Source organism: Roseospira navarrensis (genome assembly GCF_009601025.1).
Taxonomy (GTDB): domain Bacteria; phylum Pseudomonadota; class Alphaproteobacteria; order Rhodospirillales; family Rhodospirillaceae; genus Rhodospira; species Rhodospira navarrensis.
Window position 1 is genome coordinate 1 of record NZ_WIVE01000073.1, and the last position, 17226, is coordinate 17226.

Consider the following 17226-nt stretch of genomic DNA (forward strand, 5'->3'; position numbering starts at 1 on the left):
CCGGATCGCGGATCACGATGACAACGGGCAAAGACCCCATCCTGAGACGATCACACGATCCGGTGCGGGGCCCCGGGTGGCCACCCGGGGCCCCGCAACCCGGCATCTCCACAATGCCACAAATCAAACAGACAATCCTGAGGGAGCCCCCGCGACCATCGTTCCGATGGTCGCGCTCCTTTGCGGCGACGCGAAGCGTCGCCGGGGGCGACCGAAGGACCTCGAGAGGTGGGTTCGACCCCATCCGTGTCACAGAACGGTCATCCGGGTTCGGAGCCCTGATGCCCCGCGCGACCGAACGGCGGCGGCCGGGCCGAACCGGCCCCGGAAACATGGCGCGACCGGGCCCGGTCTGCTACGAGGCGGGGGCACCCGTCCCGCCCGCCCATCCGGACACCCGCCATGTTCATCACGCTCTTCATCACGGCCTGCCTGGCCGCCCTGGTCGCCGGTGTCATCCTGCTGATCGCCAAGGCCCTGGGCCGGCGCCCGCCCAAAGCCCTGATCCCGGCGGCCATTGGCCTGGCGGTGCTGCTGTTCGTCACCTACAGCCGCTACAACTGGTCGGACCAGATGATCGAGCGGCTGCCCGAGACGGTCGAGGTGATCGAGCGCTACCGCGACAGCGCCTTCTACGAGCCCTGGACCTACCTGTGGCCCCGGGTCACGCACTTCGCCGTCGTGGACACGGCGACCCTGGTGGCCCACCGCACCCACCCCGGGCTGTATCTGGTGGAAATGATCCTGGTCGGCGAGGGCGACCCGACCCTGACCGTGCCCCTGGTGGTGGACTGCATCCGGGGCCGACGGGCGACCCTGAACCCGAACGCGCCACTCGACCCCGCCGTGCTGACCGGGCAACTGGAGTGGCGGACGGGCCGCGATCCGGCGCGGCTGTTCGAGATCGTGTGCCTGGACTGACCAAACCTTGCCGGCCAAACGGCGGATCAACACATACTTTGACAGTGGCTCAACAGGAGGCTCCGTCATGACCGACATCACCGTCTCCCTGCCCGATCCCCTTGCCGACTGGTGCGACCGCCAGGTCAGTGCCGGACGATACGCCGACACCGGCGCCTATGTCCGGGGACTGATTGAACGCGATCGGTCCAGGGCCGAGGTCCAGGCCGCCATCGACGAGGGCCTGGCGAGCGGGCTCAGTGACAAGTCTCTCGACGAAATCATGGCAGCGGCGCGGGTCAGAGTTTCGCCTGATGGACGTTAGGTTCACGGTCAAGGCGGAAGACGACAGTCTGGACAGCGACACCTACGGGACAACCCGTTTTGGCCGCGCCCAAGCGGATCGATATGAACAAGGTCTGCGGCATGCAATTTCGCTCATTGCCGAAACGCCGCGCCTTGCACCTGAACGAACCGAGTTCGTGCCCCCGGTACGCATCCATTCCCATGGCAGTCACGCGATTGTGTACCTGATCCGGGACGATCACATCCTCATTGTCCGAATCCTGAGGGCCGACGCCGATATGGCTCGCCATCTCTGAATGCACACCCGTCCCTGAAACGGCCCGCGCGCCGAATCCTGACCAGCGTTTGCCCCCTCGCCACCCCATTGCCCCGCCGCCCGCACTGCGATAGAAGGGGCGCCACTCGATCCGGACGCGACAGTCACCGGCCCGTGCCCCCGGCGCGGCGCCGTCGTGCGTCGTTCCCGGATCGCCCGTTCTCCAGCCCCTCCCGGAGGAGCCCATGGCCGCCTACCAGTACATCTACGTCATGAAGAACGTCTCCAAGATCTACCCCGGGGGGCGGGAGATCCTGAAGGGCCTGACGCTGTCGTTCCTGCCCGGCGCCAAGATCGGCGTGCTGGGCCCCAACGGCGCGGGCAAGTCCACCGTGCTGCGCATCATGGCGGGCGAGGACACGGACATCGGCGGCGAGGCCTGGGCGGCGGATGGTGTGCGCGTCGGCTATCTGGCGCAGGAGCCGCACCTGGACGAGTCCAAGGACGTCATGGGCAACGTCATGGACGGCGTCGCCGAGGTGAAGGCCCTGATGGACCGCTTCGAGGAGGTCTCGGCCAAGTTCGCCGAGGTCACCGACGACGACGAGATGAACGCCCTGATGGCCGAACAGGCCGAGCTTCAGGAGAAGATCGACGCCGCCGACGCCTGGGACATCCAGCGCCAGGTGGAGATCGCCATGGACGCCCTGCGCTGTCCGCCGAGCGACGCCGATGTCTCCAAGCTGTCGGGCGGTGAAAAGCGCCGGGTGGCCCTGTGCCGCCTGCTGCTGTCCAAGCCGGACATGCTGCTGCTGGACGAGCCGACCAACCACCTGGACGCCGAGTCCGTGGCCTGGCTGCAGCGCCACCTGGAGGAGTTCCCGGGCACCGTCGTGGCCGTCACCCACGACCGCTATTTCCTGGACCAGGTCACCGGCTGGATCCTGGAGGTGGACCGCGGCCGCGGCATCCCCTACGAGGGCAACTACTCCACCTATCTGGAGCAGAAGGCCAAGCGCCTGGAACAGGAACAGCGCGAGGAGAAATCCCGCCAGCGCGCCATCAGCCAGGAGCTGGAGTGGATCCGCTCGTCGCCCAAGGCCCGCCAGTCCAAGAGCAAGGCGCGTATCACCGCCTTTGACGAGCTGGTCAGCCGCGCCGCCGACCGGGGCCCCGACCAGCTCTCCATCACCATCCCGCCGGGTGACCGCCTGGGCAACCGGGTGATCGAGGCCGAGGGCCTGACCAAGGGCTTCGGCGACCGGCTGCTGATCGAGGGCCTGGACTTCAAGCTGCCGCCGGGCGGCATCGTCGGCGTCATCGGCCCCAACGGCGCGGGCAAGACCACCCTGTTCCGCATGATGACCGGCCAGGACACCCCGGACGCCGGCACCCTGACCCTCGGGGACTCGGTCAAGCTGGGCTATGTGGACCAGAGCCGCGACAGCCTGGACGCCAAGAAATCGGTCTGGGAGGAAATCTCCGACGGCCTGGACGAGATCGACCTGGGCCGGCGCAAGCTCCCGTCGCGCGCCTACGTCGGCCAGTTCAACTTCAAGGGTCCGGACCAGCAGAAGAAGGTGGGCCAACTCTCCGGCGGCGAGCGCAACCGCGTGCACCTCGCCAAGATGCTGAAGAGCCACGCCAACGTGCTGCTGCTCGACGAACCGACCAACGACCTGGACGTGGAAACCCTGCGCGCCCTGGAGGAGGCCCTGCTTGAGTTCCCCGGCTGCGCCGTGGTCATCTCGCACGATCGCTACTTCCTGGACCGCATCGCCACCCACATCCTGGCGTTCGAGGGCGACAGCCACGTGGAGTGGTTCGAAGGCAACTTCGAGAGCTATCTGGAAGACAAGAAGCGCCGCCTGGGCGCCGACGCCGCCGAACCGCACCGCATCAAGTACAAGCCGATCACGCGATAGTCCGCCGCCGGTCCTCTCTTTCCGCGCACGGCCGGGAGCGCTATCCTGGCCGAGCCGGATCAGGGAGGACGAGGCGATGGTCAGCGCGAACGGAGCCGCCGGCGCCCCCGGCGCGACCGCCCCCCACCCGGGACGAACCGACCGGCTCGACGCCGTCGCCGGCACCGACGCCGGGTTCCGGCTGCTCGACGACCTGGGCGACGCCGTCTATGTCCACGACCTGGACGGCCGCCTGGTGGCGTTCAACGAACCCGCCTGCACCGCGCTCGGCTACAGCCGCGCCGACCTTGCCGGGATGAGCGTGGCGGACTTCGAAACCACGGTCACCCGCGCCCAGATCGCCGCCGCCTGCCGCCAGATCCGGGCCGACGGCACGCCGTTCACCCACACCGGCGTGCACCGCCGCAAGGACGGCGGTCTGGTGCCCGTGGAAATGCGCTCCACCGCCATCGTGCGCGACGACCAGGACCTGATCCTGACCGTGGCCCGCGACGTCAGCGACCTGCACCGGGCCGAACGGATTCTTGGCGAGAGCGAGCAGCGCTTCCGCTCGCTGATCGAACACAGCCCGTTCGGCATCGCGGTGACGCTGCCCAACGGCCAGCCCCTGATGGTCAATCGGCGGTTGGCGGAGTTGCTGGGTCGCCCGCGCGCCGACCTGGAACGGATGTCGTTCCACGAGATCTACGACCGGCCCGAAGACCGCGACCGCCTGCTGGAGCTTTACGCGTTCCGCGGCCGTGTGCTGGATCACGAGGTCAGCCTGCGCGTCCACGACCCCGGCACCACCACAGACGGGGCGCGCTGGTTCCTGGTCTCGTGGCAACCGACCCGGTTCGAGGGCCAGGACGCCATCGTCAGTTGGTACCAGGACGTCAACCACCGCCACATCGCCGGCGAGGAGATGCGCGACCTGCACGCCGAGTTGCAATACCGCATCGAGGAGCGCACCCGCGAACTGGGCGTGGAGATCACCGAACGCCGCTACGCCGAGGCGGCGCTGAAGGAGGCCAACGAGTTCCTGGAACAGAAGGTCGAGGAGCGCACCCACTATCTCAAGCGCGAGATCGACCAGCGCCGACGCGCCGAGAAAGAGCGCGAAAAGACGGAAATGGAGCTGCTCGACATCATCGAGACCGCTCCCATCGCCGTCGGCATCGCCGACCAGAACGGCCGGTTCCTGTTCTGGAACCCCCTGTTCTTCAGGCTGGGCCGCCAGCACATGGAGGAGTCGGGCAAGGTCAACTTCGGCCTGGACTTCGTCGAACCCGGCCTGATGCGCGCCCTTCAGGCCCAGGTGATCGGCGGCGAGCGGGTCGAGCACGTGGAAGCGCGTCTGGTCACCAGCGACGAGGACGCCCGCTGGGTGCTGGTGTCCATGCGCAAGCTGACCTTCGAGGGGCAGGCCGCCCTTCTGACCTGGGTCTTCGACATCACCGACATGAAGGAACAGGCCGAGGCGCTGGAGGAGGCCCGCCTCGCCGCCGAGGCCAGTGCGCGCGCCAAGTCGGCGTTCCTGGCGACCATGAGCCACGAGATTCGCACGCCCATGAACGGCGTCATCACCATGGCCGAGATGCTGGCCCAGACCGACCTGGAGCCCGACCAGCGCCACATGCTGGACGTGGTCATCGACTCCGCCGGGGCGCTGCTGGCCATCATCGACGAGATCCTGGACTTCTCGAAGATCGAGGCCGGCCGCATCGTTCTAGAAGCCGTCGATCTGTCGCTGGTCCAGTTGATCGAGAGGGTCGCCGACCTGCTGGCCCCGAAGGCCGAGCAGAAGGGCCTGGACCTGCTGTGCTGGACCGAGCCCGGCATCCCGGACCATTTCGACGGCGACCCCAACCGGCTGCGGCAGATCCTGGTGAATCTGGCGGGCAACGCCATCAAGTTCACCGAAACGGGCCATGTCACGATCCACGCCAGCCTGTCGGTCGCGGATGTGCCCGACCCCTCCGACCCCGGAGCCCCGCGCTGGATCCGCTTCGAAGTGAGGGATACCGGGATCGGCATGACGGAATCCCAGTTGGCGCGCCTGTTCCAGCCGTTCTCGCAGGCGGACAGCTCCACCCAGCGCCGGTTCGGCGGCACCGGCCTGGGGCTGTCCATCAGTCACACCCTGGTGGACGTGATGGGGGGACGCATCGGCGTGGACAGCCATCCGGGCGCCGGTACGCTGTTCTGGTTCGAGGTTCCGCTGCGCCCCCGGCCCGAGCGCCGCGCGCTCGACCCCCACCCCATCGCCGGGGCGCGCGTGCTGACCATCAGCGACAGCGCGCCCGGGCGCGACCTGCTGGAGCGCATCCTGCTGTGGGGCGAGGCCGCGCCGGTGATGACCGCCGACATGGACGCCGCCCGCGCGGCCCTGATGCACGCCCTGGTGCAGGACCGTCCCTTCGATGCGGTCATCGTGGACCGGCATGTGGACGGCGCTCCGGGGGCCCGCCGCCTGGAGGAGATCCGCCGCCTGGGCGGGGCCACGCCGCCGCCGGTGCTGATGGTGGTGCCGCGCGGCAGCCGCGAGACCAGCCGGATCGGCGAGTTGACGGGGGTCTCCGGCGTGATCGGCTGGCCGCTGCATCGCTACGAGATGACGTTCACCCTGTCGGTCGCCCTGGGCCGGACGCCGCCCGATGCCGTCTGCCCGTGGCGCCGCCGGTCCTCGGACAAGCCCATCGGCGGCGGCATCGGGCACTTCATCGCGCCCGACCGCGCCACGGCGGAAACGGCCGGCTGCGTCGTCCTGCTGGCCGAGGACAATCCGACCAACCAGACCGTCATCCGCATGCTGATGGAGCGGCTGGGCCTGGTGGCCGATCTGGCCGGTGACGGCCGGGAGGCGTTGAAGCTGTTCGAAACGCACCCTTACGGTTTGGTGCTCACGGACTGCCACATGCCCGAGATGGACGGCTATGATCTGACCGAGCGCATCCGGGCCCACGAGACCGAGGCCAGGGACGCCCGGCGCACGCCGGTGGTGGCGTTGACCGCCGACGCCATCGCGGGCACGGCGCGGCAGTGCCTGGACCGGGGCATGGACGACTACCTGACCAAGCCGGTGGCCATCGCCGACCTGGAAGCAGCGATCGCCAAGTGGCTGCCGCAGGCGCTGGAACTGCGTCGGCCGCGCATGGCCGCGCCGCCTTTGCCGGAACCGCAGCCGGACCCGCAGCCGGAAGCGGCCGCCGCACCCTCGCCCGCCACGGCCCCGCCGGACGCCGACGCGTCGAACTCCGCCCCGTCGCCGGGGTGCGGCGAACCCGTCCTGGACACCGCCTACATGCTCGATCTGGTGGGCGGCGATGCGACCATGCTCAAGGGCCTGCTGGAGGAGTTCGTCTCGGCCACCGCCGGGGACGTGGACGCGGCCGAGGCGGCGTTCGCCGACGGGCGTCTGTCCGACGCCCAGAAGGCCGTGCATGCCGTCTCCGGGGCGGCCCGCTCGGCCGGGGCCGGCCACCTGGGCGCCCTGTGCAAGCGCATCGAGGCCGCGCTGCTGGAGGGCGACCCGGAAACGGCCCGGCGGCTGAAGGACGGCATCCGACCGGCCTTCGAGGCGGCGGCGGCGGCCATTCGGGCGCTGTGATCCCAGTCGCGCCGGCCCTGTCGGACCGCATAGGCCATCGGTTTCTCTGGTGCCGGGCCCGCCTTGACGATACCTATGCGCAGTGGGAGCTTGACCCGAACGGATACGGTCGGCATTCCCGCCTGGGCGGCCCCCTCATCCCGGCCGGCCCTTGTTCCGACACGTCAGGACAAAGGCCATCCGCCGCGTCGCGGCGCCGGGCGGTATCACGGAAGACGCAACACGGAGCCTCAGTCATGTGCGCACAGGCGTGCCCTCGGTGCGAGCAAATCCCGGACGCGCCGCACGGCGACGGTCGGCTGTTCGTCTGGCCGCCGCTCGGCCATACCGCCGGGAAACTGCGGCGCGCCCTCACGGCCGCCAACGTGGTCCCCGAAACACAGGATGGGGCCCTGGTCGTGCCGGTGACGGGGGACAGTCATCAGACTCTCGCCACCGTCATGGACGCCGCGATCACCCTGTCCGAATGCCGGGACAGCCGATCCCTGTTCCTGCGCGACGGCGAACAGCCGTCGGTCGCTCATCTGGCCCAGGTGATGGGGCTGGACGCCTATATCGCGCGGGCGAAGGGGGGCTGGCTGCTCGACATGATCGGGTCGGGGCGCGTGAGAACCCTGTTCCAACCCATCTTCCATGTGGCCGACCCGAGCCGGGTGTTCGCCCATGAATGCCTGCTGCGCGGGGTCGGCCCCGAGGGGAACGAGATCCCCCCCGGCGAGATCTTCGACATCGCCCGGCGGGCCGATCTGCTGTTCGCGCTGGACCGGCTGGCGCGGACCACGCATGTGGCCAACGCAGCCGCCAGCCGGGTGCCAGGGCACATCTTCATCAACTTCACGCCGTCGGCCGTGTACGATCCCGCGTTCTGCCTGCGCACCACGGTGGCGGCGGTGGAAAAGGCGGGCCTCGACCGTAGCCGCATCGTGTTCGAGGTGATCGAGACCGAACTGATCAACGACGCCGCCCATCTGGCCGGCGTGCTGCGCTATTACCGCGATGCGGGCTTCAAGATCGCTCTGGATGACCTGGGGGGCGGGTACGCAAGCCTGGGCCTGTTGCCCACCCTGAAACCGGATTTCGTGAAGCTGGACCGATCGTTGGTGGACGGCGTGCACACTCATCCGATCCAGTCGGTCGTGATCGAACGGCTGGTGCAGATGGCCCACGACCTGGACATCCTGATCGTCGCGGAAGGCGTGGAGCAGGCCGAGGACCTGGCGTGGCTGCAGACCTGCGGGGCCGACTTCGTGCAGGGGTTCCTGCTGGCCCGCCCCGCGCCGGCGCCCCTGGTGACCGCCTCGTGAGTCGTCGGGGGGACGTCAGCCGGCGGGCTGGTCGTCCTCGACCTTGCCGCCGGTCAGGATCACCGTGATGACCATCAGAAGGGCCGTCAGCGCCAGCACCAGATAGATCACCCACCACTGCTGAAAGATGAACACGGCCAGATAGGCAAACAGGGCCGCCAGCGCGACGGCCATGATGAGGATCAGCTTGATGGTGACCATGGGTCTGACTCCCTGAACAGGCTCACCGGGCGCGGCGGCGTTGGCCGCCCCCTCGGCCGCGACGGCCACGGACGTCAACGGTCATCGCAAAATGCCGTTGGTATTAGACCAACTTGCATTACCGGATCCGGCCCGGCCTGTCCATCCCCCGCCCGTTCGGGCAGCAATTCTCAGGATGGAGGGAGAGCGCCGGTTGCGGCCGGTGCCGGCCTGTTCGCCTCCCCCCTTCGGGGGGAGGTTGGGAGGGGGACGCGTTCATAATTGCGCGGACCCCACTTGCCGCATCAACCCCACGGGCTTTTTTTCAACCCCACCCCAGCCCTCCCCTATCCAGGGGAGGGAGTTCGGTTCGCGCCTGGACCTCCCAGCAAGACCCTTCGGAGGCAGCGCGGTCAAAATGAGAACTGCTGCCGTTCGGGCGGGCGCTCCGAACCCGGATGACCGTTCTGTGACACCGATGGGGTCGAACCCGCCTCACGAGGTCCTTCGGTCGCCCCCGGCGACGCTTCGCGTCGCCGCAAAGGAGCGCGACCATCGGAACGGTGGTCGCGGGGGCTCCCTCAGGATGGCACACTTTTAATAGAGAGTGTCATACTGAGCGCCCTAAGGGCGCGAAGGATCTCGTGATGGGGCACGAACCATGACACCTCTGTCATCTGGATTCGGAGCCCGCCCGTTCGGGCAGGGGATGGCGGCACGGTTTGTCGTGACCGAGACAACGAACCAGCCCGCGTCCGGGCCGGTCAGCATCAGACGTAATGCGCCGCCAGCGGGGCGAAGCCGTTGAAGCCCACGGAAGCATAGGTCGTGGTATAGGCTCCCGTGGACATCAGGCGCAGCCGGTCGCCGGCCCGCAGGGACAGGGGCAGGCGCACGTCCGCGCGGTCGTAGAGCACATCCACGCTGTCGCAGGTCGGCCCGGCCAGCACCACCGGCCCCAGCCCCGTGCCGTCGCCGTCCCGGTCGGTGGCGAGCGGATAGCGGATGGCCTCGCCCTCGGTCTCGGCCAGCCCGTTGAACCGGCCCGCGTCCAGATAGACCCAGCGCCGCGCCTCCGACTCGTCCTTGCGCGAGACCAGCACGACCTCGCTTTCCAGCACGCCGGCATTGCCGACCAGGCCGCGGCCCGGCTCCACGATCAGTCGCGGCGCCGGTCCCTCGAACAGGCGGGCCACGGCCGCGCGGATCCCCGCCCCGTAGACATCCACGTCCGGCACCGGCCGGCCGTAGCGCGTCGGCAGCCCGCCGCCCAGGTTCACCAGGGAGGGCTCAAGGCCGTCCGCCCGCAGGCCCCGGAACAGATCCGCGACCAGGGCCAGGGCATGATCCCACTGGCTCGGGTCGGTCTGCTGGGAGCCGACGTGGAACGACAGCCCCACCGGCTCCAGCCCCAGATCGGCCGCCCGCCGCATCAGATCGCGGGCCATGACCGGCGAGCAGCCGAATTTGCGCGACAGCGGCCATTCGGCGCCCGCGTTGTCGGTCAGGATGCGGCAGAACACGCGCGAGCCCGGGGCGTGTTCGGCGATCTTGCGCAGCTCCTCCTCGGCATCGAAGGCGAACAGCCGCAGGCCCCGCTCATAGGCCGCCGCGATGTCGCGCGCCTTCTTGATCGTGTTGCCGAACGACAGATGCGCGGGATCGGCCCCGAGCGCCAGGCACAGGTCGATCTCGGGCAGGCTGGCGGTGTCGAAGCGCGCGCCCAGGCCCACCAGCCGCGCCACCAGGGGCGGCGCCGGGTTGGCCTTGACGGCGTAGTATACCTCCGCCTCGGGCAGCGCGGCGTGCAGGGCGTGATAGTTCGCCTCCACCACGTCCAGGTCCACGACAAGGCAGGGCGTCGCGGGGCGCGTGGCCAGGAACGCCGCCATCTTGCGCGTCAGCCCGGGCGCCACCCACTCGGGCGGACGCGCGACCACGCTCAAGGGCGGCGAGTCCAGGCGACAGACGGGGGCCGGCTCGGCCCCGGGATCCACACGCAGGGCAAGGGGGGTCATGGCACGTCTCCACGGGATCGCGCGGCCGGGCCGACGGCCGCGACCGGATACGATCGTGCAAGGGGCGGCGCCGGCGGCGGCGCTCAGGCCAGGGCCGCCGGGACTCGATCCGGGGACGCCGGTCGTCTCAGACCACGCCGCGCTTGTGCTCGGACAGATGCGCGCGGTCGGTCTCGAACGCCTCCCGGAACACGCCCACGGCCCGCTGGGGCTGGGCATCGCCGCACATGAAGATGTCGAGCGCCGCGTAGCCGCACTCCGGCCACGTATGGATGCTGATGTGGGACTCGGCCAGCACCGCCACACCGGACACCCCGCCGTTGGGCGAGAAATGGTGCAGGTGGATATGCAGCAGGGTGGCGCCGGCAACCCGGACGGCCTCCCGCATGGCCTGTTCGACACGCTCCAGATCATCGATGCCCTTGGCGTCCCAAAGGTCGAGGATCAGATGCCGGCCCGCGAATGTCAGCCCATTCTCGGTAATGAAGTGGTCGAGTCTGTCGTCACTCTCGGTCGGCATATTCGGCACGGCCTTGAGGTGGACGGACGGAACGGATCTTACCTCTGCTCGGGCTTCGGGGGCCTCCGCTTCAGTATTCACCGCCAATTGGGGGGACGCATAGCGCATCGGTACTGCTCCCTCAAACCAGCGTTGAACCCGAAGGGTCTTGTTTCGTCGAACAAGCCTCATCCATGGTTGGCGAAAAAAGTGAACGCACCGGGCGGGCCCACAACAGGGGCGCCGGGTGCGTCCGCAATCCCGGGAAAATAGGGCCATCGCGCCACGAATCAAGTGAAATTCCGAGATTTGCCTCCGATTCTCAAGGCGCACTGGGTGCGCGTTGCGCGGCGGCAACACAAGCGGGCGCAGGCGAACGCCGTGAGCAACCCTTAACGGTTTCGTCAGAGGGCTTGTGAGACACTGTCCGCACGCGGCGGGACGGGATTCGCGACCATGGCCGAGGACATTCGGGAGCCGGCGCCGCCCTATGCGGTGACCTGGCAGCAGGAGGGCCGCCAGGGCGGCGCGGGGCACGGCGGGCGCCACGGTCCGGGCGAGCACGCGCGCGCCGCGGATGCCTACGAGCGCCGGGCCGACGCCCCGCTCGCGGTGGACGACACCGTCTCCGTGCAGGGCATCCCGCCCCAGGAACTGACCCCCGCCGTGCGCCGCGCCATTGCCCGGCTGACGGCCGAGATCGACCGCCTGCGCCAGGAACTGGACGCCCGCCCGTCCGGCCCCATGCCGGCCCCCCATGGGTTCGACTCGACCGACGGGGACCCGCCCGCCGACCCGACCGCCGACCCGACCGCCGACCCGACCGCCCGGGGGTCCGGCGCCGGAACACCGGACGCCCCCGCGCCGCCTCTGCCCGAGGAGGCCCTGGAAGAGCGGCTGGGCGAGCGCCTCGCCGCGCACGCCCGGGGCGCGCCGCCCCCGGCCGTCATCATGCTGTCGCTGGCCGATCCCGAGGACCTGGCGCGCCACCACGGCCGGGACGCGTCGGCGCGGGCCTTCGCCGCCATGGTCGACGCGGTGATGGCGGCCCGGCGGCCGGACGAGGACGTGGGCCGCGTGGGCAAGGTGTCCCTGGTGGCGGTGCTGTCGTTCGATGGCGATGTGGGCGGCCTGTGGGCGCGGGCCCGCGACCTCGCCCACATCGCTGAGGCCCCCGGCGGCCCGCAGGCCGAGCCCTCGCCGCGCGCCCACGTCCTGCTCGGCGTCCACATCTGCCGACGCGGAGACGGGCCGGCCGAGGCCATCTGGCAGGCCGAGCGCGCCCGGCGCAGGGTGGTGTGAGCGGTCCGAGTGGGATCAGGCGATGATGTCGGGCGTCAGACGGCTTTGCAGATGCGCAATGTCATCTTTCAGGGCCAGCTTGCGCTTTTTCAGACGCTGCAACTGCAGCATGTCATAGGGCGCCGTGTCCATCAGTCGCGCGATGACATCGTCCAGGTCCCGATGTTCGATCATCAGCGCCTCCAGTTTGCGGCGCAGGGAGTTCGTTTCGTCGTCGTCGATCATGTGCTGATATGTTCGCCTGAGACGCGGAAAGCGGGCGGTGACGGCCCCAAGGGGCAAGACGGCTGCGGCCGGCGCCGGGCGGACCCCGACACGACGAGGGCCCCACCCGTCCCGTAGCCCGAATGCGCACACCCTAGCAGAAAAGCCGTGACGGGGACACGTCTCTTGGCGCACCCTGCCGATGCGGTGTCGCGGGCGCGCCCGTGCGCTCGCGCGTCGGTGTGCCCGCCCGCCGGCGCGCTGCTGCCCGGCCCCGAACCACCCGCCGGTTGCCTTCTCTTTCGACGGCGCGCCCCGTGCGACCGCCCCGCCCCCTCGAAGCCATTCATGCCTGCAGACGACGATGGAGACTACGTATGGGCAAAGTGAGACGTCTTGGCGTCCTGACCAGCGGCGGTGACTGCGCCGGGCTCAACGCCGTCATCCGCGCTGTGACCTACCGGGCCGTCCGGACCTACGGCTGGAAGGTCTTCGGCATCATCGACGGATCCATGGGCCTGATGGAGCGCCCCTTGCGCTACCGCGAGCTGGACCTGGACATGTTCTCGGGCACCATGCTGCGCGAGGCCGGCACCTTCCTGGGCACGGTGAACCGGGGCGATCCGTTCAACTTCCCCATGCCGGACGGCTCCACCAAGGACCGCTCACTGGACTTCGTGGACGGCTTCAACAAGCTGGAGCTGGACGCGCTGATCGTGATCGGCGGCGACGGGTCCATGAAGATCCTCAGCCAGTTGTGCGACCGGGGCGCCATCAAGATGGTGGGCGTGCCGAAGACCATCGACAACGACGTGCACCACACCGATTTCGCCGTCGGCTTCACCACCGCCGTCAACGTGGTGACCGAGGCGCTGGACCGGCTGCAACCCACCGCCGCCAGCCACCACCGGGTCATGATCCTGGAAGTGATGGGCCGGGACGCCGGACACATCGCGATCAACGCCGCCATCTCGGGCGGCGCCGATGTGGCGCTCATCCCGGAAATCCCGTACCGCCTGGAGAGCATCGCCCGCAAGATCGAGGCGGTCATGCGCGAGGGCCGCAACCACGCCCTCGTCGTCGTCGCGGAAGGCGTGAAGACCGAGGACGGCCAGGTGCCGACCAAGGCGGAGTCGCACTCGCAGGTCCGCTACGGCGGCATCGGGCAGTACCTGTCCGAGAACCTGGCCGCCAAGACCGAGCTGGAAACCCGCGTCACCACCCTGGGCCACATCCAGCGCGGCGGCACCCCCTCCACCCGCGACCGCCTGCTGGCCTCGGCCTTCGGCGTCCACGCCGTGGACATGGTGGCCGAGGGCAAGTGGGGGCACATGGTCGCCTGGCGCGACAATGGCGTCGTGGAGGTCCCGCTGGAAGACGTCTGCATCGGCCCGCGCACGCTTGATCCCGACGGGCCGCTGATCAAGGTCGCCCGCGGGCTGGGCATCTACGTCGGCGAGGAAAGCCCCTGACTCGACGGGCCGAGGGCGGGACGGACCAGCACACCGGGTCCGGGCCGCCTCACGCCTCCACTGTTGCGTCGTCGTCGCCCTCGCGCCAGCGCGAGACGATGCCGGCGTCGATGTCGAACAGGTCGAGCACCCGACCGACCCCGTGATCCACCACGTCCGCCAGCGAGCGCGGCTTGCTGTAGAACGCGGGCATGGGCGGGGCGACCACCGCCCCCATCTCCGTGACCGCCGCCATGGCCCGGATGTGGCCCAGGTGCAGCGGCGTTTCCCGCACCATCAGCACCAGGCGCCGGCGTTCCTTCAGGGTGACGTCGGCGGCCCGGGTCAGCAGGTTGTCGCCCGAGGCGGTGGCGATGGCGCCCAGGGTGCGCGCCGAGCACGGCGCGACGACCATGCCCCGCGTCCTGAACGAGCCGGACGATGGCGCCGCCGTCAGGTCGTCCACCCGGTGCCACGTGTCGGCCAGGGCGCGCACCTCGGCCACCTTGAGCGTGGTCTCGTAGGCCAGGGTGATCTCGGCCGTGCGGCTCATCACCAGATGGCTGGGAATCCCGAGTCGGCGAAGAACCTCCAACAGGCGCACGCCGTACGCGATTCCGGACGCGCCGCTGATTCCAACCACGAGAGGCAGGGAGTGGGTCATGCGAAAAAAATCCCTCACAATACGGATCGTTTCGATTGAAGCAAGGCCAAACGCCACAAATTCACCGAAGTGCCACCGGATTCGCTTTATCGCAGCGCCAGGGTCCGCTAAGCTGACGGTGTTCGCAACCTGATGAGGAGGGCCATGTCATGGGTCGTGATGCACGGTTGGATGCGCTCCATGTTCGCCATTCCGAACTTGAAGCTCGCCTGGAATCCGAATCGTCCCGACCGCTGCCCGACAACGGACTGATCGCGACGCTGAAGCGCCAGAAGCTTGCCATCAAGGACGAAATGGCCCGGATGGCGCACCCGGCCTGAACGGGTCGCGACCCCTGGGTTGTCTCATTGGTCTCCAACACTGTTTCAAGGGAGAGGTCTGGTCATCGAACCTGCTGATTCGGGTCGAGGCCCCCATGGTCCGGCCCGGCCGGTCGCGAGATGGGTCGTGATCGGAACCACCGTGGCAAGGGAGACGGTTTCCGTTCTCACAGTGTGCGCCGGATCGCGGCGCCGGGACGCCTGACCCAGAGAGGACGAGCGTGACTCTGTCCTACGGCGGCGGTCCCAGCACCGATCACAGTCCCGGACCTGACCGCACAGCGCACACGGCCTTTTCCTTCCCCTCTTGCATTGGAAACGGGGCGGTCCCGCCAGGGGCCGCCCCGTCTGGTTTCGGCTCTGGCCGGAATGCTGGGCTGGATCCCGCACGCGCCCCCGGACGACACCCGCCGCCCGGCCGTCACTGCAACCGGACGTGCACCTCGGGATACTGCGCCGCCGGGCTGGTCGTCGCGGACAGGGCGATGCGGTTGGGATCGACCCCCATGGACTGCAGCGAGCGCACCACCCGCTCGGCGTACAGCCGGGCCTGGGCCGTGTTGCGGCTGGCCTGGCCGACGGCGTTCACCGCCGGGCCCACCGCCACCACCTGGAACCCGGCGTTGGGATAGCGGGTCAGGGCGTTGTTCACGGCCTCGTACAGCGCGCTTTCATAGTCCACCGAATTGCGGTCGAAGCGCACCATCACCAGCGGCTGACCGCCGCCCATGTACCCACCGGCGCCCGGCATCCCCATGGCGGCCATCTGCGACGGCGCGGTCATCACGGGGCGATTGGCGAAGCTGGTGCCATAGAGCTGACCGTTCTTGATGGCCAGCGCGAGCGCGTTGAGGTTCTGCTTCTCGTTGTTCACGTACTGCTGCTGGCGCGAGATGTCCTGCGACAGTTCGTTCAGCAGGCGCTCGATCAGCACCACGGTCTGTTGGGTTTCGTCCTCCAGCACGCGAAGTTGGCGGTGGTCCTCGTCCACCGCGCCCGACAGCGAGAACGCGGCCCGCACCGAGTCCAGAAGATAGTTCGCCATCGCCGAACTGGTGGTGATGTTCGCCGACAGTTGGTTCATCAGGATGATGTCGTCGTTGATGGTGTTGAGCTGGCCCTGGGCCTGCTCCCATCGGTTCATCAGCACCGGGTTGCCGGGCGTGGTGCCCACCTGGAGGCGCGCGTTCATGCCCGCCACGTTCTCGTGATAGGCCTGGGAGTCCTGAATGGTCTTGTTGCGGATGGTCTGCAGGCGCTCGTTCTGCGACCGGATGGCGCTTTGAAGCTGCCCCAGCTCACCCCGAAAGCCCTCGGCTTTCTGGCCCACATAGGTGCCGGTGGGCGAGCCGGGCGAGACGCCCGACGGTTCGAAATAGGTGTTGCCCAGTTCTGGCGGCAGATTGGACCCATAGGAGGAGGAGGACGGTCCGCTCAGCGACGGAAAGGGGCTGCCGTCGGAATCACATCCGGCCAGGGCCAGCAGCACCGCCGCCAGGACCACGTGACGTTTCCGAAGGGGCATGAGCAAAACCTTCTCGATTTATCTTGAGTTCGTTGTTGATGCCGCCGCCGTCGTGGCCGCCCGAACACATGCGTGGCGTCGGGCGGAACGATCCGTTATCCCGCCGGGGCCGCGCCGCCACCTGACCGGCTGCGCCCCGGTGTCGCCCGGGTGGCGCCGCCAGCCTGACGCCCCCTCGCGAGGTCTCCAGACCCACCGAAACCCCGCGGAGTCCGTGGGTTCGGGGTGCCCCATCCCCCGATTGGCAATAGCGAATCCTTACCGTCGCGAGGGTTTGTACAAGGTTTCCGGAGTTTACGTAAAGGCCCGAAACGGAACAAGCCGCTTTTCGCATGCGCTCAGGCGGGGCCGCGCCCGGCCCGGCGGATCCGCCTGCGCTGGCGCGCCCGCCCCGGCTCGTTTTCTTCCGATTTATGCCTTGACGCCGGGGGGCGGGGTTCAGTATATCACGCCCTCCCCGGCGGCAGAGACCCCGGGGCCAACCAAGCGCCCGTAGCTCAACTGGATAGAGCATCTGACTACGGATCAGAAGGTTAGGAGTTCGAATCTTCTCGGGCGCGCCATAATTTCCAGACAGTTACGTCTCGCAGCGGCGGCCTCCGGGCCGCCGTTTTGCGTTTGAGGTACCGCTCAAGGGACCAAATCTTGGCGCTTGGCGATCCTGCGGGCTTCCAGGTTGGCAAGGCCGGGCGCGCACCGCTGCAAGTGTAGCTCGGCAGCGGATTTGGCACAAATCGGCAAGGATTTGGCACAGGCCCAAAGTCTGAGGCAGGTACTCGATTT

At 68.8% G+C, this 17226-nt stretch carries 15 protein-coding genes and 1 tRNA gene; 10 read left to right on the top strand and 6 right to left on the bottom strand.

The window, feature by feature from the left end; genetic code table 11:
• The first annotated feature begins 402 nt into the window (after window positions 1-402).
• The 6 genes from GHC57_RS19630 to GHC57_RS16605 all read left to right on the top strand — a co-directional run bounded on the left by GHC57_RS19630 (window position 403) and on the right by GHC57_RS16605 (window position 8280).
• Window positions 403-921: a hypothetical protein gene (locus tag GHC57_RS19630; RefSeq protein WP_153346288.1), complete on the top strand. Its 519-nt coding sequence runs from the start codon at window positions 403-405 to the stop codon at window positions 919-921.
• A 67-nt stretch (window positions 922-988) separates the two neighbouring features.
• Window positions 989-1225, top strand: a complete 237-nt coding sequence (locus tag GHC57_RS16585) for a ribbon-helix-helix domain-containing protein (RefSeq protein WP_153346290.1) — start codon at window positions 989-991, stop codon at window positions 1223-1225.
• Complete coding sequence (locus GHC57_RS16590; RefSeq protein WP_153346292.1) at window positions 1215-1502, top strand: type II toxin-antitoxin system RelE/ParE family toxin; 288 nt, start codon at window positions 1215-1217, stop codon at window positions 1500-1502. Before GHC57_RS16585 ends, GHC57_RS16590 begins: the two co-directional genes overlap by 11 nt.
• 205 nt (window positions 1503-1707) lie before the next feature.
• The gene (gene ettA, locus GHC57_RS16595; protein ID WP_153346294.1) at window positions 1708-3387 is read left to right on the top strand and encodes an energy-dependent translational throttle protein EttA; all 1680 of its coding nucleotides are present in this window, start codon (window positions 1708-1710) and stop codon (window positions 3385-3387) included.
• 76 nt (window positions 3388-3463) lie between these two features.
• Window positions 3464-6976, top strand: coding sequence for a PAS domain S-box protein (locus GHC57_RS16600; RefSeq protein ID WP_153346296.1), 3513 nt, complete (start codon window positions 3464-3466; stop codon window positions 6974-6976).
• Window positions 6977-7212: 236 nt separating this feature from the next.
• The gene (locus tag GHC57_RS16605) at window positions 7213-8280 is read left to right on the top strand and encodes an EAL domain-containing protein (RefSeq protein ID WP_153346298.1); all 1068 of its coding nucleotides are present in this window, start codon (window positions 7213-7215) and stop codon (window positions 8278-8280) included.
• 15 nt (window positions 8281-8295) lie between these two features.
• Here the strand turns inward: GHC57_RS16605 and GHC57_RS16610 are convergent, their stop codons facing one another.
• The 3 genes from GHC57_RS16610 to speD all read right to left on the bottom strand — a co-directional run bounded on the left by GHC57_RS16610 (window position 8296) and on the right by speD (window position 10998).
• Window positions 8296-8481 carry a hypothetical protein gene (locus GHC57_RS16610; RefSeq protein ID WP_153346300.1) on the bottom strand — a complete coding sequence of 62 codons (186 nt, stop codon included), beginning with the start codon at window positions 8479-8481 and terminating at the stop codon, window positions 8296-8298.
• A gap of 749 nt (window positions 8482-9230) precedes the next feature.
• Window positions 9231-10478, bottom strand: coding sequence for an alanine racemase (locus GHC57_RS16615; RefSeq protein WP_153346302.1), 1248 nt, complete (start codon window positions 10476-10478; stop codon window positions 9231-9233).
• A 127-nt stretch (window positions 10479-10605) separates the two neighbouring features.
• A complete protein-coding gene (gene speD, locus GHC57_RS16620; protein ID WP_343031200.1) occupies window positions 10606-10998 on the bottom strand; it encodes an adenosylmethionine decarboxylase in 393 nt (130 codons plus the stop codon).
• Between the two features lie 435 nt (window positions 10999-11433).
• On the opposite strand from speD, the gene GHC57_RS16625 reads away from it, so the two are divergent.
• Entirely contained in the window at window positions 11434-12279 is an 846-nt protein-coding gene (locus tag GHC57_RS16625; RefSeq protein ID WP_153346306.1) for a hypothetical protein, read from the top strand.
• Window positions 12280-12294: 15 nt separating this feature from the next.
• On the opposite strand, the gene GHC57_RS16630 is transcribed toward GHC57_RS16625, so the two are convergent.
• Window positions 12295-12504: a YdcH family protein gene (locus tag GHC57_RS16630; protein ID WP_153346308.1), complete on the bottom strand. Its 210-nt coding sequence runs from the start codon at window positions 12502-12504 to the stop codon at window positions 12295-12297.
• 356 nt (window positions 12505-12860) lie between these two features.
• Here GHC57_RS16630 and GHC57_RS16635 point away from each other — a divergent pair, with 356 nt between their 5' ends.
• Window positions 12861-13955: an ATP-dependent 6-phosphofructokinase gene (locus tag GHC57_RS16635; RefSeq protein WP_153346310.1), complete on the top strand. Its 1095-nt coding sequence runs from the start codon at window positions 12861-12863 to the stop codon at window positions 13953-13955.
• A gap of 49 nt (window positions 13956-14004) precedes the next feature.
• On the opposite strand, the gene GHC57_RS16640 is transcribed toward GHC57_RS16635, so the two are convergent.
• Window positions 14005-14598, bottom strand: coding sequence for a UbiX family flavin prenyltransferase (locus tag GHC57_RS16640; protein ID WP_153346312.1), 594 nt, complete (start codon window positions 14596-14598; stop codon window positions 14005-14007).
• 149 nt (window positions 14599-14747) lie between these two features.
• On the opposite strand from GHC57_RS16640, the gene GHC57_RS16645 reads away from it, so the two are divergent.
• Window positions 14748-14918: a YdcH family protein gene (locus tag GHC57_RS16645; RefSeq protein WP_153346314.1), complete on the top strand. Its 171-nt coding sequence runs from the start codon at window positions 14748-14750 to the stop codon at window positions 14916-14918.
• A 421-nt stretch (window positions 14919-15339) separates the two neighbouring features.
• Here GHC57_RS16645 and GHC57_RS16650 read toward each other — a convergent pair whose 3' ends face one another.
• Complete coding sequence (locus GHC57_RS16650; protein ID WP_153346316.1) at window positions 15340-16443, bottom strand: hypothetical protein; 1104 nt, start codon at window positions 16441-16443, stop codon at window positions 15340-15342.
• Between the two features lie 486 nt (window positions 16444-16929).
• Here GHC57_RS16650 and GHC57_RS16655 point away from each other — a divergent pair.
• Window positions 16930-17006 (top strand) — tRNA-Arg (locus GHC57_RS16655).
• The last annotated feature ends 220 nt before the right edge of the window (window positions 17007-17226 follow it).